This is a genomic window from Flavobacterium limnophilum, from assembly GCF_027111315.2.
GTDB lineage: Bacteria > Bacteroidota > Bacteroidia > Flavobacteriales > Flavobacteriaceae > Flavobacterium > Flavobacterium limnophilum.
Genome location: NZ_CP114289.2, coordinates 693,341 through 709,813, shown reverse-complemented (window position 1 = coordinate 709,813; position 16,473 = coordinate 693,341). Strand labels below are relative to the sequence as shown.

12 protein-coding genes are annotated in these 16,473 nt (G+C 34.4%); 5 read left to right on the top strand and 7 right to left on the bottom strand.

Annotated elements, in window-relative coordinates; all coding sequences use genetic code 11:
- Positions 1-27: 27 nt before the first annotated feature.
- Complete coding sequence (locus tag OZP13_RS02925) at positions 28-2,202, top strand: tetratricopeptide repeat-containing hybrid sensor histidine kinase/response regulator (RefSeq protein ID WP_281298600.1); 2,175 nt, start codon at positions 28-30, stop codon at positions 2,200-2,202.
- 3 nt (positions 2,203-2,205) lie between these two features.
- On the opposite strand, the gene OZP13_RS02920 is transcribed toward OZP13_RS02925, so the two are convergent.
- The 4 genes from OZP13_RS02920 to OZP13_RS02905 are packed head-to-tail and all read right to left on the bottom strand — an operon-like array spanning position 2,206 to position 4,544.
- Positions 2,206-3,018, bottom strand: coding sequence for a purine-nucleoside phosphorylase (locus tag OZP13_RS02920; RefSeq protein ID WP_281298599.1), 813 nt, complete (start codon positions 3,016-3,018; stop codon positions 2,206-2,208).
- Positions 2,990-4,027 carry a tetraacyldisaccharide 4'-kinase gene (gene lpxK, locus OZP13_RS02915; protein ID WP_269243583.1) on the bottom strand — a complete coding sequence of 346 codons (1,038 nt, stop codon included), beginning with the start codon at positions 4,025-4,027 and terminating at the stop codon, positions 2,990-2,992. Before lpxK ends, OZP13_RS02920 begins: the two co-directional genes overlap by 29 nt.
- A 2-nt stretch (positions 4,028-4,029) precedes the next feature.
- Positions 4,030-4,311: a Txe/YoeB family addiction module toxin gene (locus OZP13_RS02910; RefSeq protein WP_269242240.1), complete on the bottom strand. Its 282-nt coding sequence runs from the start codon at positions 4,309-4,311 to the stop codon at positions 4,030-4,032.
- Entirely contained in the window at positions 4,287-4,544 is a 258-nt protein-coding gene (locus OZP13_RS02905) for a DUF2683 family protein (RefSeq protein ID WP_281298598.1), read from the bottom strand. Before OZP13_RS02905 ends, OZP13_RS02910 begins: the two co-directional genes overlap by 25 nt.
- A 181-nt stretch (positions 4,545-4,725) precedes the next feature.
- On the opposite strand from OZP13_RS02905, the gene OZP13_RS02900 reads away from it, so the two are divergent.
- The 4 genes from OZP13_RS02900 to rluF all read left to right on the top strand — a co-directional run bounded on the left by OZP13_RS02900 (position 4,726) and on the right by rluF (position 8,514).
- Entirely contained in the window at positions 4,726-5,820 is a 1,095-nt protein-coding gene (locus tag OZP13_RS02900; RefSeq protein WP_281298597.1) for a Nif3-like dinuclear metal center hexameric protein, read from the top strand.
- A gap of 10 nt (positions 5,821-5,830) precedes the next feature.
- Positions 5,831-6,610 carry a zinc ribbon domain-containing protein gene (locus OZP13_RS02895; RefSeq protein ID WP_281298596.1) on the top strand — a complete coding sequence of 260 codons (780 nt, stop codon included), beginning with the start codon at positions 5,831-5,833 and terminating at the stop codon, positions 6,608-6,610.
- A 105-nt stretch (positions 6,611-6,715) separates the two neighbouring features.
- Positions 6,716-7,603, top strand: coding sequence for an alpha/beta hydrolase (locus OZP13_RS02890; protein ID WP_281298595.1), 888 nt, complete (start codon positions 6,716-6,718; stop codon positions 7,601-7,603).
- An 89-nt stretch (positions 7,604-7,692) separates the two neighbouring features.
- Positions 7,693-8,514, top strand: a complete 822-nt coding sequence (gene rluF, locus OZP13_RS02885) for a 23S rRNA pseudouridine(2604) synthase RluF (protein ID WP_269242239.1) — start codon at positions 7,693-7,695, stop codon at positions 8,512-8,514.
- 140 nt (positions 8,515-8,654) lie between these two features.
- On the opposite strand, the gene OZP13_RS02880 is transcribed toward rluF, so the two are convergent.
- From OZP13_RS02880 to OZP13_RS02870, 3 genes are all read right to left on the bottom strand, one after another.
- Complete coding sequence (locus tag OZP13_RS02880) at positions 8,655-10,553, bottom strand: outer membrane protein assembly factor BamB family protein (RefSeq protein WP_281298594.1); 1,899 nt, start codon at positions 10,551-10,553, stop codon at positions 8,655-8,657.
- Between the two features lie 555 nt (positions 10,554-11,108).
- Positions 11,109-13,832, bottom strand: coding sequence for an outer membrane beta-barrel protein (locus OZP13_RS02875; RefSeq protein WP_281298593.1), 2,724 nt, complete (start codon positions 13,830-13,832; stop codon positions 11,109-11,111).
- A 77-nt stretch (positions 13,833-13,909) separates the two neighbouring features.
- Positions 13,910-16,462: a TlpA family protein disulfide reductase gene (locus tag OZP13_RS02870; RefSeq protein ID WP_281298592.1), complete on the bottom strand. Its 2,553-nt coding sequence runs from the start codon at positions 16,460-16,462 to the stop codon at positions 13,910-13,912.
- Positions 16,463-16,473: the final 11 nt, after the last annotated feature.

Genomic DNA, 16,473 nt, shown 5'->3' with positions numbered 1-16,473 from the left:
CTTTATTTTTTGTCAACAAGACCATCAATGAAATTCTATATACTATTTTTTATTTTAGTTAGTTGTCTTACATTTTCTCAAAAAAACAATACAATCGAGGAAGTGGACAGTGTTTCTTATTATAGTAATCTAGCCAATTCCAATGTAAGCGAAAACAAATACCGGAATGCGCTTTATTACACCCAAAAAGCCATTAATTATTCTAAGGCAAACCAAAAAACGGAAGCCCATTCTAACCAAAACTTCCGCTTGGGGAAACTGTATTTTGAAGTCAAAAAATATGATGACGCCATAAAAGCGTTCAATAAGAGCATATCCTTGTCCAATGTCTTGCAGCCCTCTTCCGAAAGTGCTTATTCCTATTATCATCTTGGTTTGTGTTACCTGAAAAAAAAGGATTTTTCAAAAGCAAAAATTAGTTTTGACAAAGCGCAATTATTATTTGACAACTTAAAAATCACCAATACTGTCGATTTAATAAATCTGCAAAGAGGAATTATCAACAAATCAACAGGGAATCTTGATTTGGCGGCTTCCATTTTTAACACAATCGTGGCCAAACCTGACAGTCCGGCTATTTTAGATACCAAAGCATCCGCTTTATACCAAGTGGGAACTATAGAAATGGCTCAAAACAGAAATAATTTGGCATTGAATTATTTCGAAAAAGCTTTGGACTTGAATGCCAAAAATAAAAACCTGGAACAAAAAGCGACTATTTTGCTTGCTTTAAGTACCGTTTATGAAAAAATGCTGGATAAAAACAATGCTTATACTTATTTGAAACAATATACCAATTTAAAGGAGAGTATATCGCTTTTGGACAATGAAAAACTGGGTATAGATGATTATGAAAAATTCAAGGAATCGGAACGATTGGCAGAAGTTGCAAGAACAAACAAAGAGAATATCCAAAAAGAAAAGACCAATAAATTTTCTAAACTAATCAGCATTCTTGCCATAGCCTTGATTTCGATTTTGTCCTTATTGAGTTTGTCCCTATACAAAAACAACATTATCAGAACTCGATCAAACCTATTGTTGAAAGGAAAAAACAAGGAATTAATCTTGGCCAAGGAAAAAGCGGAAAAAGCATCAAATGCCAGATCAGAATTCCTTTCGACGGTGAGCCACGAGCTACGAACACCACTAAATGCAATCAACGGAATTGCCCATCTATTGTTGGAAGAAAGACCAAAAAAATCGCAAATGCATTATTTGGAATCGCTTCAATTTTCGGGCAATTACCTCACCAACTTCATCAACGACATCCTGGAAATCAACAAAATAGATTCCAATAAGGCCCAGATAGAAAACACCACTTTTAATCTCAAAGTATTACTGGAGAAAACACAAAGTTCCTTGAAGGAATTGGCTTTGGAAAACAACAACAATTTTAGTTTCAAAATTGATTCTGGAATACCTGATTACTTGATTGGCGACCCCACAAAATTATCTCAAATCTTAATGAATTTGATTAATAACGCCTTAAAATTTACCCATGACGGGTACGTAATGGTGACTGCAAATCTAGTTTCATTGGAAGACAAAAAAGCACGCATATTCTTTGAAGTAAAAGATAACGGTATCGGAATTCCGGAAGACAAACTCGAAACCGTGTTCGACAGCTTCTCGCAAGGTTCAGTTGACATCAATCGAAAATATGGGGGAACCGGTTTGGGATTGACAATCGTAAAAAAATTAGTATCTATTTTAGGCGGGGAAATACAACTCGAAAGTATTGTAAAAGAAGGATCTACATTCACATTTGAATTGCCTTTTAAAGTATCCGAAAAACCATCAAAAGCGGATAGAAAACCCAAAAAAATCAACGACACAAACTTGATAGACAAAAAAATATTGGTGGTTGAGGACAATAAAATCAACCAAATGATTTCCAAAAAAATGTTGGAAAACAAAGGCATTCATTGCGAGATAATCGACAATGGAGAAGATGCCATAGAAGTTGTCAAAAACCATAAATTCGACATGATCTTGATGGACGTTCATCTACCGGGCATAAATGGAACCGTTGCCACGAAAAAAATCAGGGAATTTGACAAAACAACCCCAATTATAGCACTTACGGCCATTTCGTTAAACGAAAACCGAAAAATGCTTCTGTCCTACGGTATGAATGATGTCGTCACAAAACCTTTTATTCCAGAAGATTTTTACGCCACCATTTCCAAACACATCTAGAATCTAATATTCCAGTATTAATTCCTTGATCAGAATTCGCACTTTGGGTTCGGCACTTTTTGCCGCTTCCAATACTTCGTCATGCGAAATGGTTTCGATGCTGTCTTCATCTCCCATATCGGTAATCACGGACAATCCAAAAGTCTCCATTTCCATATGGCGTGCCACGATTACTTCGGGAACGGTTGACATTCCCACGCAATCAGCACCGATGTTTTTCACCATCTTGTATTCGGCAAGCGTTTCAAATGTTGGACCCTGTAATCCCAGATAAACGCCGTCTTTCACATCGATGTTTAATTTTTGGGCCAATTGCTTTGCTTTTATAATCATATTTTTCGAATAAGCCTCGCTCATATTAACGAATCTTGGACCAAAACGCTCGTCATTTTTTCCTCTCAAAGGATGTTCCGGCATCATGTTGACATGGTCTTTAATCAATACGACGTCACCCACATTATAATTCGGGTTTACTCCACCGGAAGCATTGGAAACAATCAATTTTTCGACACCCAAAAATTTCATCACGCGAACCGGAAAAGTAACTTCCTTCATGGAATAACCTTCATAGAAATGAAAACGACCTTGCATGGCTACCACTTTTTTGGTTCCAATGGTTCCAAAAACCAGGGCACCTTTATGGCCTTGAACCGTTGAAACCGGAAAATTGGGTATTTCAGTGTAAGGCAAGGTGAATTCAATTTGAATATCATCTGTAAAACTACCTAATCCTGAACCTAAAATCACGCCATATTCTGGAGTGAAATTGGTTTTAGCTTTTATGTAACTAACGGTTTCTTGTACTTGTTCCCACATAATTTGTAATGGTTTTATCAAAATTTTCACTCGCGTAAAGAAAAGAACTTCGTATAGGCAAATAGAAAAGCTGTTCTTTTGGAAGGCTTCCTTTCAGTCTCACGAAATCTTTTTCGGTGGTGATGATAATCTTGTTTTGTGATTTATTTTTTATTTCCAATAGGTCTTTTTCCGTAAAATGATGATGGTCTGGATAGGTCAAACATTCCTCATTTCCGTGTTGTAAATATCCGAAAAATGATTCGGGTTTTGCGATTCCTGCCAAAAGTAATTTATTAACATTCTTGATTTCGCTGACTTTCAAAATCTTGTCTTCCGAATAAACAGAATCATCATAATCGATGTAAGAAAAATACAACTCCTGATTTTTCACTTTGTCATTCCGACGAAGAAGGAATCTCTTGATTTTATTTTGTTCGTCAACCGAAAGATTGGCTGGACATTTGGTAACAACAATTATGTTGGCTCGTTTTGCCCCAATCCTGCTTTCGCGCAAATTTCCCGTAGGCAACATAAAATCATCCGAATACAAATCGCCATAGGAAGTCAGCAAAATATAAAAACCAGCCTTTACTTTCCGGTGTTGAAAAGCATCGTCCAGTAAAATTATGTCTGGTTTATTCGTTTGGAAAAGCAATTGTTCAATGCCGTTTTTCCTGTCGGCATCGACCGCTACTTGAATGTTTTTGAATTTTGAATAAAACTGGAAAGGTTCGTCACCTAGAATTTCGGCATTCGATGTGGAATCGGCCAAAACAAAACCTTTGGACTGACGTTTATAACCGCGACTCAAAGTGGCAACTTTGTAATTTGACGAAAGCAACCGAATTAAATATTCTATTTGAGGCGTTTTTCCAGTGCCGCCAACACTGAGGTTTCCGACGGCAATAATGGGAACGTCAAAAGAATAGGATTTCAGAATTCCTTTATCAAAAAGAAAATTCCGAATATTGGTAATGAATCCATACAAAATGGCAAAGGGAAAGAGTATTTTTCGAAGTAGATTTATCATTATTTATCAGAATAATGCCCCAACGCTGAGACTACATAAACGGTTACAATATCTTCTTCGACCCGATAAATTATTCTGTCTTTTTGATTAATTCTTCTTGACCATAATCCTGAATATTCATACTTTAGCGGTTCAGGATTTCCAAAAACTTCGTATGGATTTTCAGAAAGATCAACTAAAATTTTAGCAATATTTTTAATTGAAATCTTATTTCCTGATTTTTTATGTTTTTCAATATCTTGATTTGCGATCTTAGTTACTTCAACCCTAAACTTCCCCATATATCATCTGGATTAAGTGTTGTAGTTTCGCCATTTTTAATATTTTCTTCTGCTTTTTTTATTTTAGCAATAAACGCTTTGCTATAAATACCTTCCGTCTCAGCTTTTGTTTTTTCAGACTCCGACTCAATAATTTCTACATCCTTTTCATCATCAAAAAAAGTTTTTGCAAACTCAAGAAAAGCTTTGCCCTTTTTTGAACTCTCGTTAATTTTTATAGTTAGCGTTGTCATAATTATTGCTATTTTGAATTACAAATATACAAAATTCGTGCTATTTTTATTTGTTTAAAACCGAACCACTTTTAAACAGGAATTTTCGAAGTAAATGCAGAAAAAAGACTCCACTATAATTTGCTATTATAAAAAAGTTGCGTTATTAATTCCTTAACTTTGTTTATTCAAAAAAGTAAAAATGTTAATTAAAGAAATAATTTCCGTACTCGAAGAAATGGCACCACTCGCCTACGCCGAAGATTTTGACAATGTCGGTTTGTTGGTTGGAGACAAGAATTTGGAAGCCACGGGAGTTTTAGTTTGCCACGATGCCTTAGAAAGCGTGATTGACGAAGCTATTTCCAAAAAATGCAATTTGGTAGTTTGTTTTCATCCTATTTTATTTTCAGGATTGAAGAAAATCACGGGCAAAAACTATGTGGAACGCTCCATCATCAAAGCCATAAAAAACGACATTGCCATTTATGCCGTTCACACCGCCTTGGACAACCATCAAGAGGGCGTGAATAAAATTTTCTGTGATGCTTTGGGGTTGACCAATACCAAAATTCTGATTCCAAAATCCAATTTTATTCGAAAACTAGTCACTTATACCATCCCGGAAAATGCGGAAAAACTGAGAAATGCCTTGTTTGATGCCGGTTCCGGCAACATTGGCAACTATGAAAACTGCAGTTTCAATTCGAAAGGTATTGGAACATATATGGGCAACGAACACAGCAATCCCGAAATTGGCGAACGCTTTGAATTCGTGGAAAACGAGGAAATCAAAATCGAGGTGACATTCGAAAAACATTTGGAAAACAAAATCCTGAAAGCACTGTTCAAAAATCACGTTTACGAAGAAGTGGCTTATGAAATTTATGATTTACAGAACAAAAATCAAAATATTGGATTGGGAATGATTGGCGAAATGCCTGTTCCAATGGATGAAAAAGATTTCCTGGATTTAGTAAAAGACAAAATGCAGGCAGACGGAATTCGACACAGCTCATTGCTGGGCAAGTCGATAAAAAAGGTGGCCGTTCTTGGCGGTTCTGGAAGTTTTGCCATAAAAAACGCCATTCAGGCTGGAGCCGATGCTTTTTTGACGGCCGATTTAAAGTACCATCAGTTTTATGAAGCCGAAAATCAGATAATTTTAGCCGATATTGGTCATTTTGAAAGCGAACGCTATACAAAAAATTATATTGTTGATTTTCTTCGGAAAAAAATCCTTAATTTTGCAATCATTTTATCAGAAGAAAATACAAATCCAGTTAAGTACTTATAGACAATAGAATATGACGACTACAAAAGAATTGAGTGTTGAAGACAAATTAAGAGCAATTTACGATTTACAATTGATTGACTCTAGAATTGACGAAATTAGAAACGTGAGAGGTGAACTTCCTCTTGAAGTAGAAGATTTAGAAGATGAAGTTGCAGGATTAAGCACACGTTCAGAAAAATTGAAAAGCGAACTCGAAACTATCGAAGAACTGATCAAGACCAGAAAAAATTCTATTGATGAGCACAAAGAGGCTATCAAAAGATACACCAAACAACAAGAAACGGTTCGCAACAATAGAGAATTCAACTCATTGACTAAAGAGGTGGAATTTCAAGAATTGGAAATTCAATTGGCCGAGAAGCAAATCAAGGAAATGAAAGCTTCCATCGAACACAAGAAAGAAATCATTTCACAATCAAAAGAGCGATTAGAGACTAAATCGAATCACTTGAAACATAAAAAATCAGAATTGGACGCCATCATGTCTGAAACTGCCAAAGAAGAAGCCTTTTTATCTGAGAAATCTGCAGAATATCAAGCATTGATCGAAGAAAGATTATTGGCTGCTTATAACAGAATCAGATCTAGCGTTCGTAACGGATTGGCCGTTGTTTCCATCGAAAGAGGAGCATCTGCAGGATCATTCTTTACGATTCCACCACAAACTCAAGTGGAGATTGCTGCCAGAAAAAAAATCATCACCGATGAGCACTCTGGAAGAATCTTGGTTGACAGTGTATTGGCTGAAGAAGAGAAAGAAAAAATGGAACAGCTTTTTGCCAAGTTCTAAAAATATTTGAGTCCCGACACAGATCGGGACTTTTTTTTATATTATATTTAAGTCTGCTATGCAGGCTTTTATTTTTTGACATAACTGCGAAGCCCCCTATATCTTATGAAAAAAGCGTTTTATTTTTTGTTAACCAAAACGATTGGGTTTTATATCAACCTGATGAGCTTTGCATTTCCAGAAAAAGCAACTCAATTGGCCCACGGTTATTTTAGTGAACCAAGAAAAGGAAAACTCACCAAAGACAAACTTCCAAAAACACTGAAAGGTGCCCATCCAGAAACAATATTGCATAATGAAGACACTATTCAAACCTACATCTGGAAAGGAAACGAAACCATTGTTTTGTTGATTCACGGCTGGGAAAGCAATTCATCCAGATGGAAAAAAATGCTGCCTTATTTGAAAAAATCTGGCAGCACCATCATTGCCATTGATGGTCCAGCCCAAGGATTGTCCAGCGGCAAAGAGTTTACTGTTACCAAATATGCCGAGTTTATGGACATCGTGGTCAAAAAATACCAGCCTAATTACATTATTGGCCATTCTTTAGGAGGAAAAGCGAGTTTGTATTACCAATATAAATACCAAAATCCCGGCATCCAGAAGATGGTGATTTTGGGTGCTCCAAGTGATTTCAATATTATTCTCAACAATTTCGTTAGACTTTTGAGTCTAAACAACAAAGTTGCAAAAGCATTGAAAAACAAATATACGGTTATGTTAAATCACAATCTTGATCTATTCACCGCAAAAGAATTCGCTTCCAAAATTGATGTAAAAGGTTTTCTGGCACACGACATTGACGACATCGTGGTATTATTCAAGGAAGGCAAAAAAATAGCAGGCTCCTGGAAAAATGTCCAATTTATGGAGACGAAAGGTTTGGGACACAAACTACACGATGATGAATTGTATAATAAAGTGTATGTGTTTTTGTTTGAAAACCTTACCCCAACCCTCTCCAAAGGAGAGGGAGCCGAAAGTAAATAGTCCTTTCATCCTTATCCCATTTTATAACAAACCTTACTTTTCAAAACAAGCACAACCAACCGACAAAAAAAATTGATTACTTTTGCCTTATGGAAGAAAATCTAAAACGTCTCAATAAATTCATAGGAGAAACAGGCTTTTGCTCTCGCCGTGAAGCCGACAAAATCATCGAAGAAGGTCGTGTCACCATCAACGGAGTTGTTCCTGAATTGGGAACCAAAGTTTCGCCTGACGACGAAGTGCGCATTGACGGCAAATTGATTCGGGAGAAAAGGGAGAAACCAGTTTATTTGGCTTTCAACAAACCCGTGGGCATTGAATGCACCACCAACTTGGAAGTTCGCAACAATATCGTGGATTACATCAATTATCCTAAACGTATTTTTCCGATTGGACGATTGGACAAAGCCAGTGAAGGCTTGATCTTTATGACCAATGACGGCGATATTGTCAACAAGATTCTTCGTGCCCGAAACAACCACGAAAAAGAATATACCGTAACGGTCAACAAACTCATAACCGATCGTTTTATCGAAAAAATGAGCAATGGCGTTCCAATTTTGGACACTGTTACCCGAAAATGCAAGGTGGAAAAAATCAGTTCTACCACTTTTAAAATTATATTGACCCAAGGATTGAACCGCCAAATTCGTAGAATGTGTGAATACCTGGGTTATGAAGTCACGGCTTTGAAACGCATTCGAATCATCAATATTTCGCTAGATGTTCCCGTGGGAAGATTTCGTGACTTAACGGATGCAGAAATCAAAGAATTGAATGCTTTAATCGAACCTTCGAGCAAAACCGAAGAAGCGAGTTTACCAAAGCCCGAAAAAATTGAAACTCCAAGAAAAAGAACCGAATTCATCAAAAGAGATGATCCAAGGTTCAAGAAAAGAGGGGATTATTAAAATATCCATTATAAAAAACCAAGATAATCATTATACTCAATTAAACACTAAAAATCTTTTAGGACTTAATTGATAATAAAAAAGGAGTAGAAAAACTAGTTTTCTACTCCTTTTTAGGATAGTGTCTGTTTTATATATAGTTATACCTTATTGAATATTCTAAGTTCCTTTTCAAATATATAATAGATTGTTTGAGTTGCTGGATCAATTTCGTAAATTGGACGTATATTCTCAAAAATAATTTTGTCTAATTCAGAACCATTTTCTTTTTTTAATTTGACTAAAACTTTTTTATCGGTAGCTTCATCTTTAGCAAAAATATAAGAGAAATCACGATTTTGTTTCATAGCTTGATAACGTTGTCCAAACCTTTTAGAGATATCTCCTAAAACTGCCGCACCAGCCATTTGGTTAGCGGCGGCTCTCAACTGTTTCTCGTCTTTCGCTTTAACAACACTTGTAGATTCTTTTCCTGTTGCAGGATCTATGGTTGTCATTGTCCATTCTGCACCCATAACACTATTTACTACTGAAGAAATACCTAAACCTATAGATCCCGCAGTAGAAAGTGCTTGTCCCCAAGCTCTACCTCCATCACCAGGCTGTGTGTAAATTTTTTGATACAAAACTTTACCATCATTGCTAACTCCTAAAACCTCTGTAGGACCAGAAAGAGCAACACCCCAAGAAAACAATTCGATAGAATTTAGTTCTTTTTCTTTCTTAATATTTACTTTTGCGAAGGAGTCTGGTTTGTCTGTAACTTTGGTATTAAACTTAAAAAGTTCTTCATCATTATACACTAAAAAAGAATCATTTACTTCATCATAAACATTCAACAAAGGACGTTTTGGATTGAATTTTAAATTACCTCTCCACAATTTTTTACCCGATTTATAATCCACCATATTACCATAGGTCGCTGTTAGATACAAAACTTTATCATCTACCTTACCTAAAAAATTAATAGCATCTTCTTTATCATCAGAGATTTCAATAAAACTTTTCCACTTTTTTTGCCCATCTTTATCGATTAACATCATCTCATTTTCAGCAACATAAAGATAATCTCCATCAATTGGAATTACTTTTTTAAGTCCATCACCGCGAGCATCTTTTTTCCAAACTTTACTACCATCATTCAAATTAAAAAAATTGAATCCATTGGTATGTGCAACTAAAATTTTAGTTCCCCAATCTTCTAAATAAACAATATAGTTCGTTTTGATAGCATCCTCCCAAATTGGTTTTCCCGTTTCTGAATCTAATACATTCAAATACTGTTTAGCCGATAATAATCCTTTACTGTTAATTACAACCAAATTTTTGTTGTTTTGAGTTGGAAAAACCTTTGTATATTCAATTTCTCCTACCCATTTCAAAGTTCCTTTATTTCTATCAATAGCTGATAATTTTCCAAAATATAGGGAATAAATAGTACTGCCGCTTACTTCAGCTTCATTAGATGAATTGGCTTTAAAAGTAAACATTGATGAAAACATACTTTTCGCATCACCTTGTTCTGTTTTCCATTTAACATCTCCTGTATTTAAATCAATCAAAGAAGCTATGACCTTACCATTCTCTACTCCTTTTACCAAGTATTCATTTTGTTCATACAAAAATTGACTATTAAAAACTGTGTATTTATAATTACCTGAATTATAAACTACTTTACCATCCGTAGTATTTATTAATATTGTTTTATAATTTACTAAAGCCTCTACATATACACTTGCATCAATATTTTTTAATATTCTTTTACTTGCAAATAAATTATCCGTATCTACTTTACTCAATGTTTCCAAAGCAGAAACATCTCCAGCCGTTTTATTCGCATCGAAACTCCAAACTTCCGCTTTAGTTTCTGGGCTAATTCCTCTAACAAAATTCCCTTCTTTAATTACAATAATCCCTGTAATTGCATTTTGCGTTAAATCTTCAATTTTTGAATTCATCTTTAAGACCTCATTAGCAACTCTTTGGGAAAAACCACTATAGCCTAAGATTAAACAAAGCGTAATTATAATTTTTTTCATAGTTTTTTAGTTTTTTTTTAAGAGATTAATTGGGCTACCTATTGTAGCAAATATCCAATATTACAATTTAATACACAAGGTTTTTAGTAAAAAAAATCTTTCTAAAACTCCTTTTTAAACGAATATATTTTATTATGTTATTTGGGAAATCAGAATATAAACCATGACTAAAAACTTTTTTTATTACTATACTTAAATTCATTTTTCTAATAATTTAAAAAGGAAAATATTAGCATCTACTACAGGGCATTCGCTTTTAAAATTACCAGACTCGAATTGCACAAATTAACATGGATTTTATCGTTTATTAGAATTGGATTGTCACTGATTTTCACCGATTTTATGAATTTGTGGAATTTGTGTAAAACTTTTTTTAAAAGCGAATGCCCTATCTACTAGTAGTCTATATTAAAACAACTCGAATATTATAGATCAAAAATCCCTAAAACCATCTTTCGTTTGAGTAAAAACAAAAACAACAAATTTTATTTTTCTACCGATATGAAATCCCAAGTATAATAAGTACTAAAAATAAAATAGTTGATCCTAAAATCATTACTTCTTCTTCGTTTCGAAATTCTGGAATTTATACAATAACGAAAACATTGCATAACGTTTGAGTACCGTGTTTTCGTAATCGATAACAGCTGTTGGGGTGATGTATCTCGAAGCACTTTGGTTTTGATCGAGAACGTCATAGACTTTGACTTTGAAAGTCATGTCTTTTGTAAATTGATAGGACAAACTGATATTCCAGAGGTAAAAATCTTTTTTGAAACCCGGCGAAATATTAGAATTATAAGAATACCCAAAATCATTTCCTAAAATCCAATTCTTGGGCCATTTGTTGGTTATTTCAATTTTAGCATTATGAAATCTATTGGCTGTTGAAGTCAGGAAACTATTGTCATAAGTGGTACTGTTGTAATTAAAACTATAGGATGGTTTGATGCTCAACAATTCGCCATAATCATAAGACAATCTTAAAGTAGGCGATAAACCAACTGTTTTAGCTTCATAAAATTGAATGTTTGTAAAACCTTTGTCTAAATTATAATTGGCAAACAATCCTAAATCAAGTCTGAAAGAATGTGCCTCTTTTTTAAAGGTTTTATAAAAATTCCCACCAAAATAACTGGTATAAGTTCCTGCAATGTTAATATAAGTACTGACTTGACTTCCATTAGTATCATATATAGAAGTATTGACAATTTTATTATCATTGTAAGTTACACTAGAATACATATAATATCCCGAAAGAGTTTTATAATCATAATTTGAATAATTTAAGTTGAAATAATGTGATTTTCCTGCTTCTAAATTGGGATTTCCAGTAACTTTATATAAAGGACTATATATAACATCTACAGGCAAAAGTTGAAAATCTTTGGGAATTGTAAATCGACGGTCGTAGGTTACATAAAGACTTGACGTATTTGAAAATCGATAACTACCATTTACGGTGGCATCCGGAATAATATAATTCTTTTTCAAATCGGTGGAAGTGCCTGTGTATAAGGAATGATTATCGAGGGTAATCATATAAGTTCCTGTTGAAACTCTTAGATTGAATTTCTTTTTATTGATGCTAAATCCTGCTTTTGGAGCAATTTGAAATTTTGTGGAAGTGGTAAAATTACTGTACAATTCATTCAGATCACTGTATGTATTGGTAGCGTTATCTAGGTCGAAAGTTTTTTTGTCATCGGTTGTTTTTTCCCAATCCGAAAGCAGTTGAATGTTGATGTTCAACGAATCGGTTATGGGTTCCGAATATTGAAAATTACCAGAATATAAGGCTCTTTGATTTACCTTTTTTGCGTTTTGATCTCGAATGACATTTTTATCTGGTTCCAATTCAAATAAGTTGGTTTGATTAACAAACGAATTGGAATCAGAATTGGTATTATCATTCTTAAAATTACCCGTGAAATACCTTCCTCTTCTCTTCATAGTTTTAAAAACAGAAATGTCGTTTACAAAATTGGTTCTATCGGTTTCATCCGAGTTCCAACCATCGGTTTTATTGATCAATTGTTCCGCTTCATTCCAAGTTTTATTGTCGTATTCCGTGTAGGATTTACTCAATCCTTTCACTATTTTGGGTCTGACCATCAATTTGGTTTGGGGCAAAATTTCATACTCGAAATTAAAATCAAAATTATGATCGGTAGTTTCTCTTTTCGAATCGGAATTGGACTCGGAAAGATTGGAAGTATTGGGCAATAAATTCAACGATTTAGTCGTGTTTTTATTTTCAGACTCCATATTGGTATAATAATAATTCCCGTTGCTTTTGGATTTTTCAAACCATTCATCGGCATAATTCAATCCAATCAAATTCGACTTTATAATTCCACTACCACCACCTACTCTTGGTGCTGCTGAACCGTTATTTCGTCCGCCGCCCATATTGTCAAAAACTTCGTCCATAGAAAAACCTGTGGCATTGATGTTATTGGAAGAACCCAAAAAACTAATGCGTCTTTTGTCCTTGAAAGAACTCATCAGAGCACTGCTTTCGTAGCGTTCGTTAGTGCCGTAACCCGCCAACAATTTTCCAAAAAAACCTTTGTTTTTATCTTTTTCGATGGTCAAATTAATACTGGTATTATTCGAAGTTGATGCTTGCTTGGTAAACTTTTCTTCTTCGGTTTTGGTAGCCGAAACTTGTACTTTTTTGATTAATTCGGCCGGCAAATTTTGGAGTGCCACTTTGCCGTCTTCGCCAAAAAAAGATTTCCCGTTGACCAATATCTGGTTCACTTCCTTGCCGTTGACCGTTATTTTCTTGTCGGCATCGATGACGACGCCGGGCAATTGTTTCAGCAAGGCTTCCACATTGGCATCGGGACGCAACTTGAAGGAAGCTGCATTAAATTCTAAAGTGTCTTTCTTGACACGAACGGGCGGTGCCATTGCTTTTATCACCACTTCGTTGAGCGCATTTATTTTTTCCGACAAATAGAGCAAACCGAAATCCTTGCTTGCATTTATTTTTTCGATTTTCTGGCTAAACTCTTCATAACCTTCGCCAGCTATTTTCAAGATAACATTCTCGGCAATTTTCTTGGTTTCCAATTTGAAAACTCCATCTTTATCGGAAATGGTATAATCTACCACCGAAGAATCTTTGGAACGAATCAAATAAATTGTTGCCGATTCTATGGGTGATTGAGATTTTTCTTTTAAAATTTTGCCTTTTAAAGTTATTCCGGTTTGGGCAAAAGAAGAAAAACAGCATAGTAAAAGAAAAAGGAAACGGAAAGTTGTTTTCATGAAAATTTGACTTATGATTGATTGATTATAAAAAAAATAGATTATTGTTTTATATCCCTGCTATTTTGAACATTCGCTTATTTCATTTGCTCTGCTAGAATTTTTTTCAAGGCTTCGTTTGAATTATGTCCTAGTTTTGGATTCACGACTTCTCCTTTTTTGTTCACCAAAACATAATGTGGAATTCCAGAAATTTTAAACTTGTCTGATAAATAATTCCATTCGTCTTGAGTAACTCTATAATGCTCTCCTTTTATATTTGGAATGCTGTTATTCCAAGTTTTTTCGGGTGAAGATGGATTTGTAATATACAAAAAGACAACATTTTCATTTTTCATTTCTTCTTTTAAAGAGGCAATTTCTTTAATTCCTTGCATACAAGGCCCACACCAAGTTGCCCAAAAATCGACATAAATCACTTTTCCCTTAAACTTGGCTGTCATAGAATCAAAGAGTTCGTCTCCTTCTGTTTTTTTGACTGTATTAATTGCAAAACCTGATTTTGTTTTATTGGCTTCAATTTTGGCTTTAGTCCTATTGTTTTCGACAACAATATAATTGGATAAAAAAGGATGCTTGATTTTTCCTTGAATTGATTTTAGTTGATTGTCAGTATAAGGAGTGAAATTTCTTTCTAAATATCCTGATTTTTGTTGCAATGTCATTACATCAAAAACAAATGATTCTTTAATGCCAAATACAGTATTTAGTTTAGTATTCAACTTTTTAAATTCTTTTTCAGCTTCAATATCTTGAATATTTTCTTTGTACTTTTCATTGAATGCCTTTAAACTTTCGCCATAGGTATCGTAAAATTGTTTTTGGACAGCGATTTCCTCTTTGGTTAATTGAGTTAATTTAAAATCAGCAACTAATTCCATTTCTTCCGCTGTAAGAGACACTCCTTGAGCACTTAATGAAGCGGCTAATTCGGCAACTGTCACTTCAATCTTTGGCTTATCTTTTTGTAATATGTTGTAAGCCTCTTTATGATTTTGCTTGAACTTTTGAATTTTACCCTGATTTGCCACATAAAATTCGATCTGCTTAATACTGATTTTTTCAGATCTACTACTGGCTTCAACCATTTTCAATTCTTCATCAGATAGTGCAACACCTAATTTCTGGAGCTTTTCAGCTGTTTCAGAAGTCAAATTATAAGAATAGCTAACGGCATCCGGTCTCAAAATTTTCGCATACATCAAATAGTTAATAAAAAAACTATAGTTACTGGAAATCACTCCCAATTGATTATTCAAAATTGATGGAGTAATAAAATCATAATACGACGCCTCTAATTTATAATCTTGTGCTGTTTTATTTTCCGGTTGAGATTTGCTCATTTTAGCTGATTCTCTATACATTTCATAACTCAGCATTTGTTGATAAGCCATAAACTCAATATCCAACTTTTTTATTTGCAATGCTTTTTGGCTTATGAAATATTTTTCAGCCATAGCACTTAATGCTTGCATCTGTTTGTCTTTCATTTCCAAACAAGCTTTTTTATGTACCTCTGGACTTGTTTCTGAAATTGTATTTGTTAGGTTTCTATATTCTTCGTAAGAAGTGATTTTTTCAAAAGTTCTAAGATCTGTATTTATTCTGGCACAATCGCCCATAAACAAAGAGGCATCCCTATCTATAACTTGAAAGGTTTCTTTTCCGGGCTCAACAAAAACTAAAGCATTGGTTCCCGCCAAACGCACAAATACAGATTGAGGATGGTTTATTGGAAACTTCACCAAAAAACTGCCATCATCGGCAATTTTAACCAAATAAGAATCCTGATTTCCTGTATAAACATTATTTACATATATGGTTCCTGTTTTTGTACCTGCTCTAACAGTGTACCCTTTTATATACCCCGAATAAGTGGCAGAATCTGACTTGAAAACCATTTCAGAATACACTTCGTCATTAGCTAATCTATAGTTTGGATTTTCAACTTTTTCCGTGCCATAAGTTGCTAATTTTGTTTTATCCGCTCCTAACTTTACCGCTCCTTTTTTATCTATTTGAGCATAGATAGTTTTTTGGTTTCCGTTTCGTTCGAGAACTATTGTGTAATTATTTTTCTTCTTTTCGACTGTTTTGTATTTCCAAATGGCTTTATCGGCAACTGCCTGATTGGCATAAAATCCATAATCCCATTGATTGCTTCCATCGGCTTGAAACCAATTGCCATGCAGTTCTTTAGGCATCAGTGATTGTTCCTTTTGTCCATTAATTACAATATCATAAACCGCCCAACTACCGCCTTCATTGGCTTCACCAAAATCTACTTTGTTTACAGCAGCATTTAGTTTAGGAAAATAAATTTTATAGTTGACTTCTCCACTTTCGGGCATTGTATATTTTCCGCCCAAAGGAATACCTTCGGTTTTTGTTGCAAAATACTTTTCCCCGCCATTTACATCTTGTATAAAAGATTCCTTGGGAACAGAAATCCATTGTCCAGTTGGGTATTTAATATAAAAATGAATTATAGTTGCCGATTCTGTCAGTTCAATTTTAGTCAAACTCCCGGGAAGATTACTCAAACCATAGTCTGGTTTGTCTATTGTTTTCTGTGAAAATGTAGTGATCGTAAATAATAGTACGACAAGCGAAAAGAAGATTTTTTTCATGGTTTCAATGT

What these genes read in the sequence shown, in the direction of transcription:
- OZP13_RS02895 (WP_281298596.1), top strand. Translation starts at nt 5,831, where the DNA reads ATGACGACTACAAAAGAATTGAGTGTTGAAGACAAATTAAGAGCAATT.
- OZP13_RS02905 (WP_281298598.1), bottom strand. Translation starts at nt 4,544, where the DNA reads ATGACAACGCTAACTATAAAAATTAACGAGAGTTCAAAAAAGGGCAAA.
- OZP13_RS02870 (WP_281298592.1), bottom strand. Translation starts at nt 16,462, where the DNA reads ATGAAAAAAATCTTCTTTTCGCTTGTCGTACTATTATTTACGATCACT.
- OZP13_RS02890 (WP_281298595.1), top strand. Translation starts at nt 6,716, where the DNA reads ATGAAAAAAGCGTTTTATTTTTTGTTAACCAAAACGATTGGGTTTTAT.
- OZP13_RS02875 (WP_281298593.1), bottom strand. Translation starts at nt 13,832, where the DNA reads ATGAAAACAACTTTCCGTTTCCTTTTTCTTTTACTATGCTGTTTTTCT.
- OZP13_RS02880 (WP_281298594.1), bottom strand. Translation starts at nt 10,553, where the DNA reads ATGAAAAAAATTATAATTACGCTTTGTTTAATCTTAGGCTATAGTGGT.
- rluF (WP_269242239.1), top strand. Translation starts at nt 7,693, where the DNA reads ATGGAAGAAAATCTAAAACGTCTCAATAAATTCATAGGAGAAACAGGC.
- OZP13_RS02920 (WP_281298599.1), bottom strand. Translation starts at nt 3,018, where the DNA reads ATGTGGGAACAAGTACAAGAAACCGTTAGTTACATAAAAGCTAAAACC.
- OZP13_RS02900 (WP_281298597.1), top strand. Translation starts at nt 4,726, where the DNA reads ATGTTAATTAAAGAAATAATTTCCGTACTCGAAGAAATGGCACCACTC.
- OZP13_RS02910 (WP_269242240.1), bottom strand. Translation starts at nt 4,311, where the DNA reads ATGGGGAAGTTTAGGGTTGAAGTAACTAAGATCGCAAATCAAGATATT.
- OZP13_RS02925 (WP_281298600.1), top strand. Translation starts at nt 28, where the DNA reads ATGAAATTCTATATACTATTTTTTATTTTAGTTAGTTGTCTTACATTT.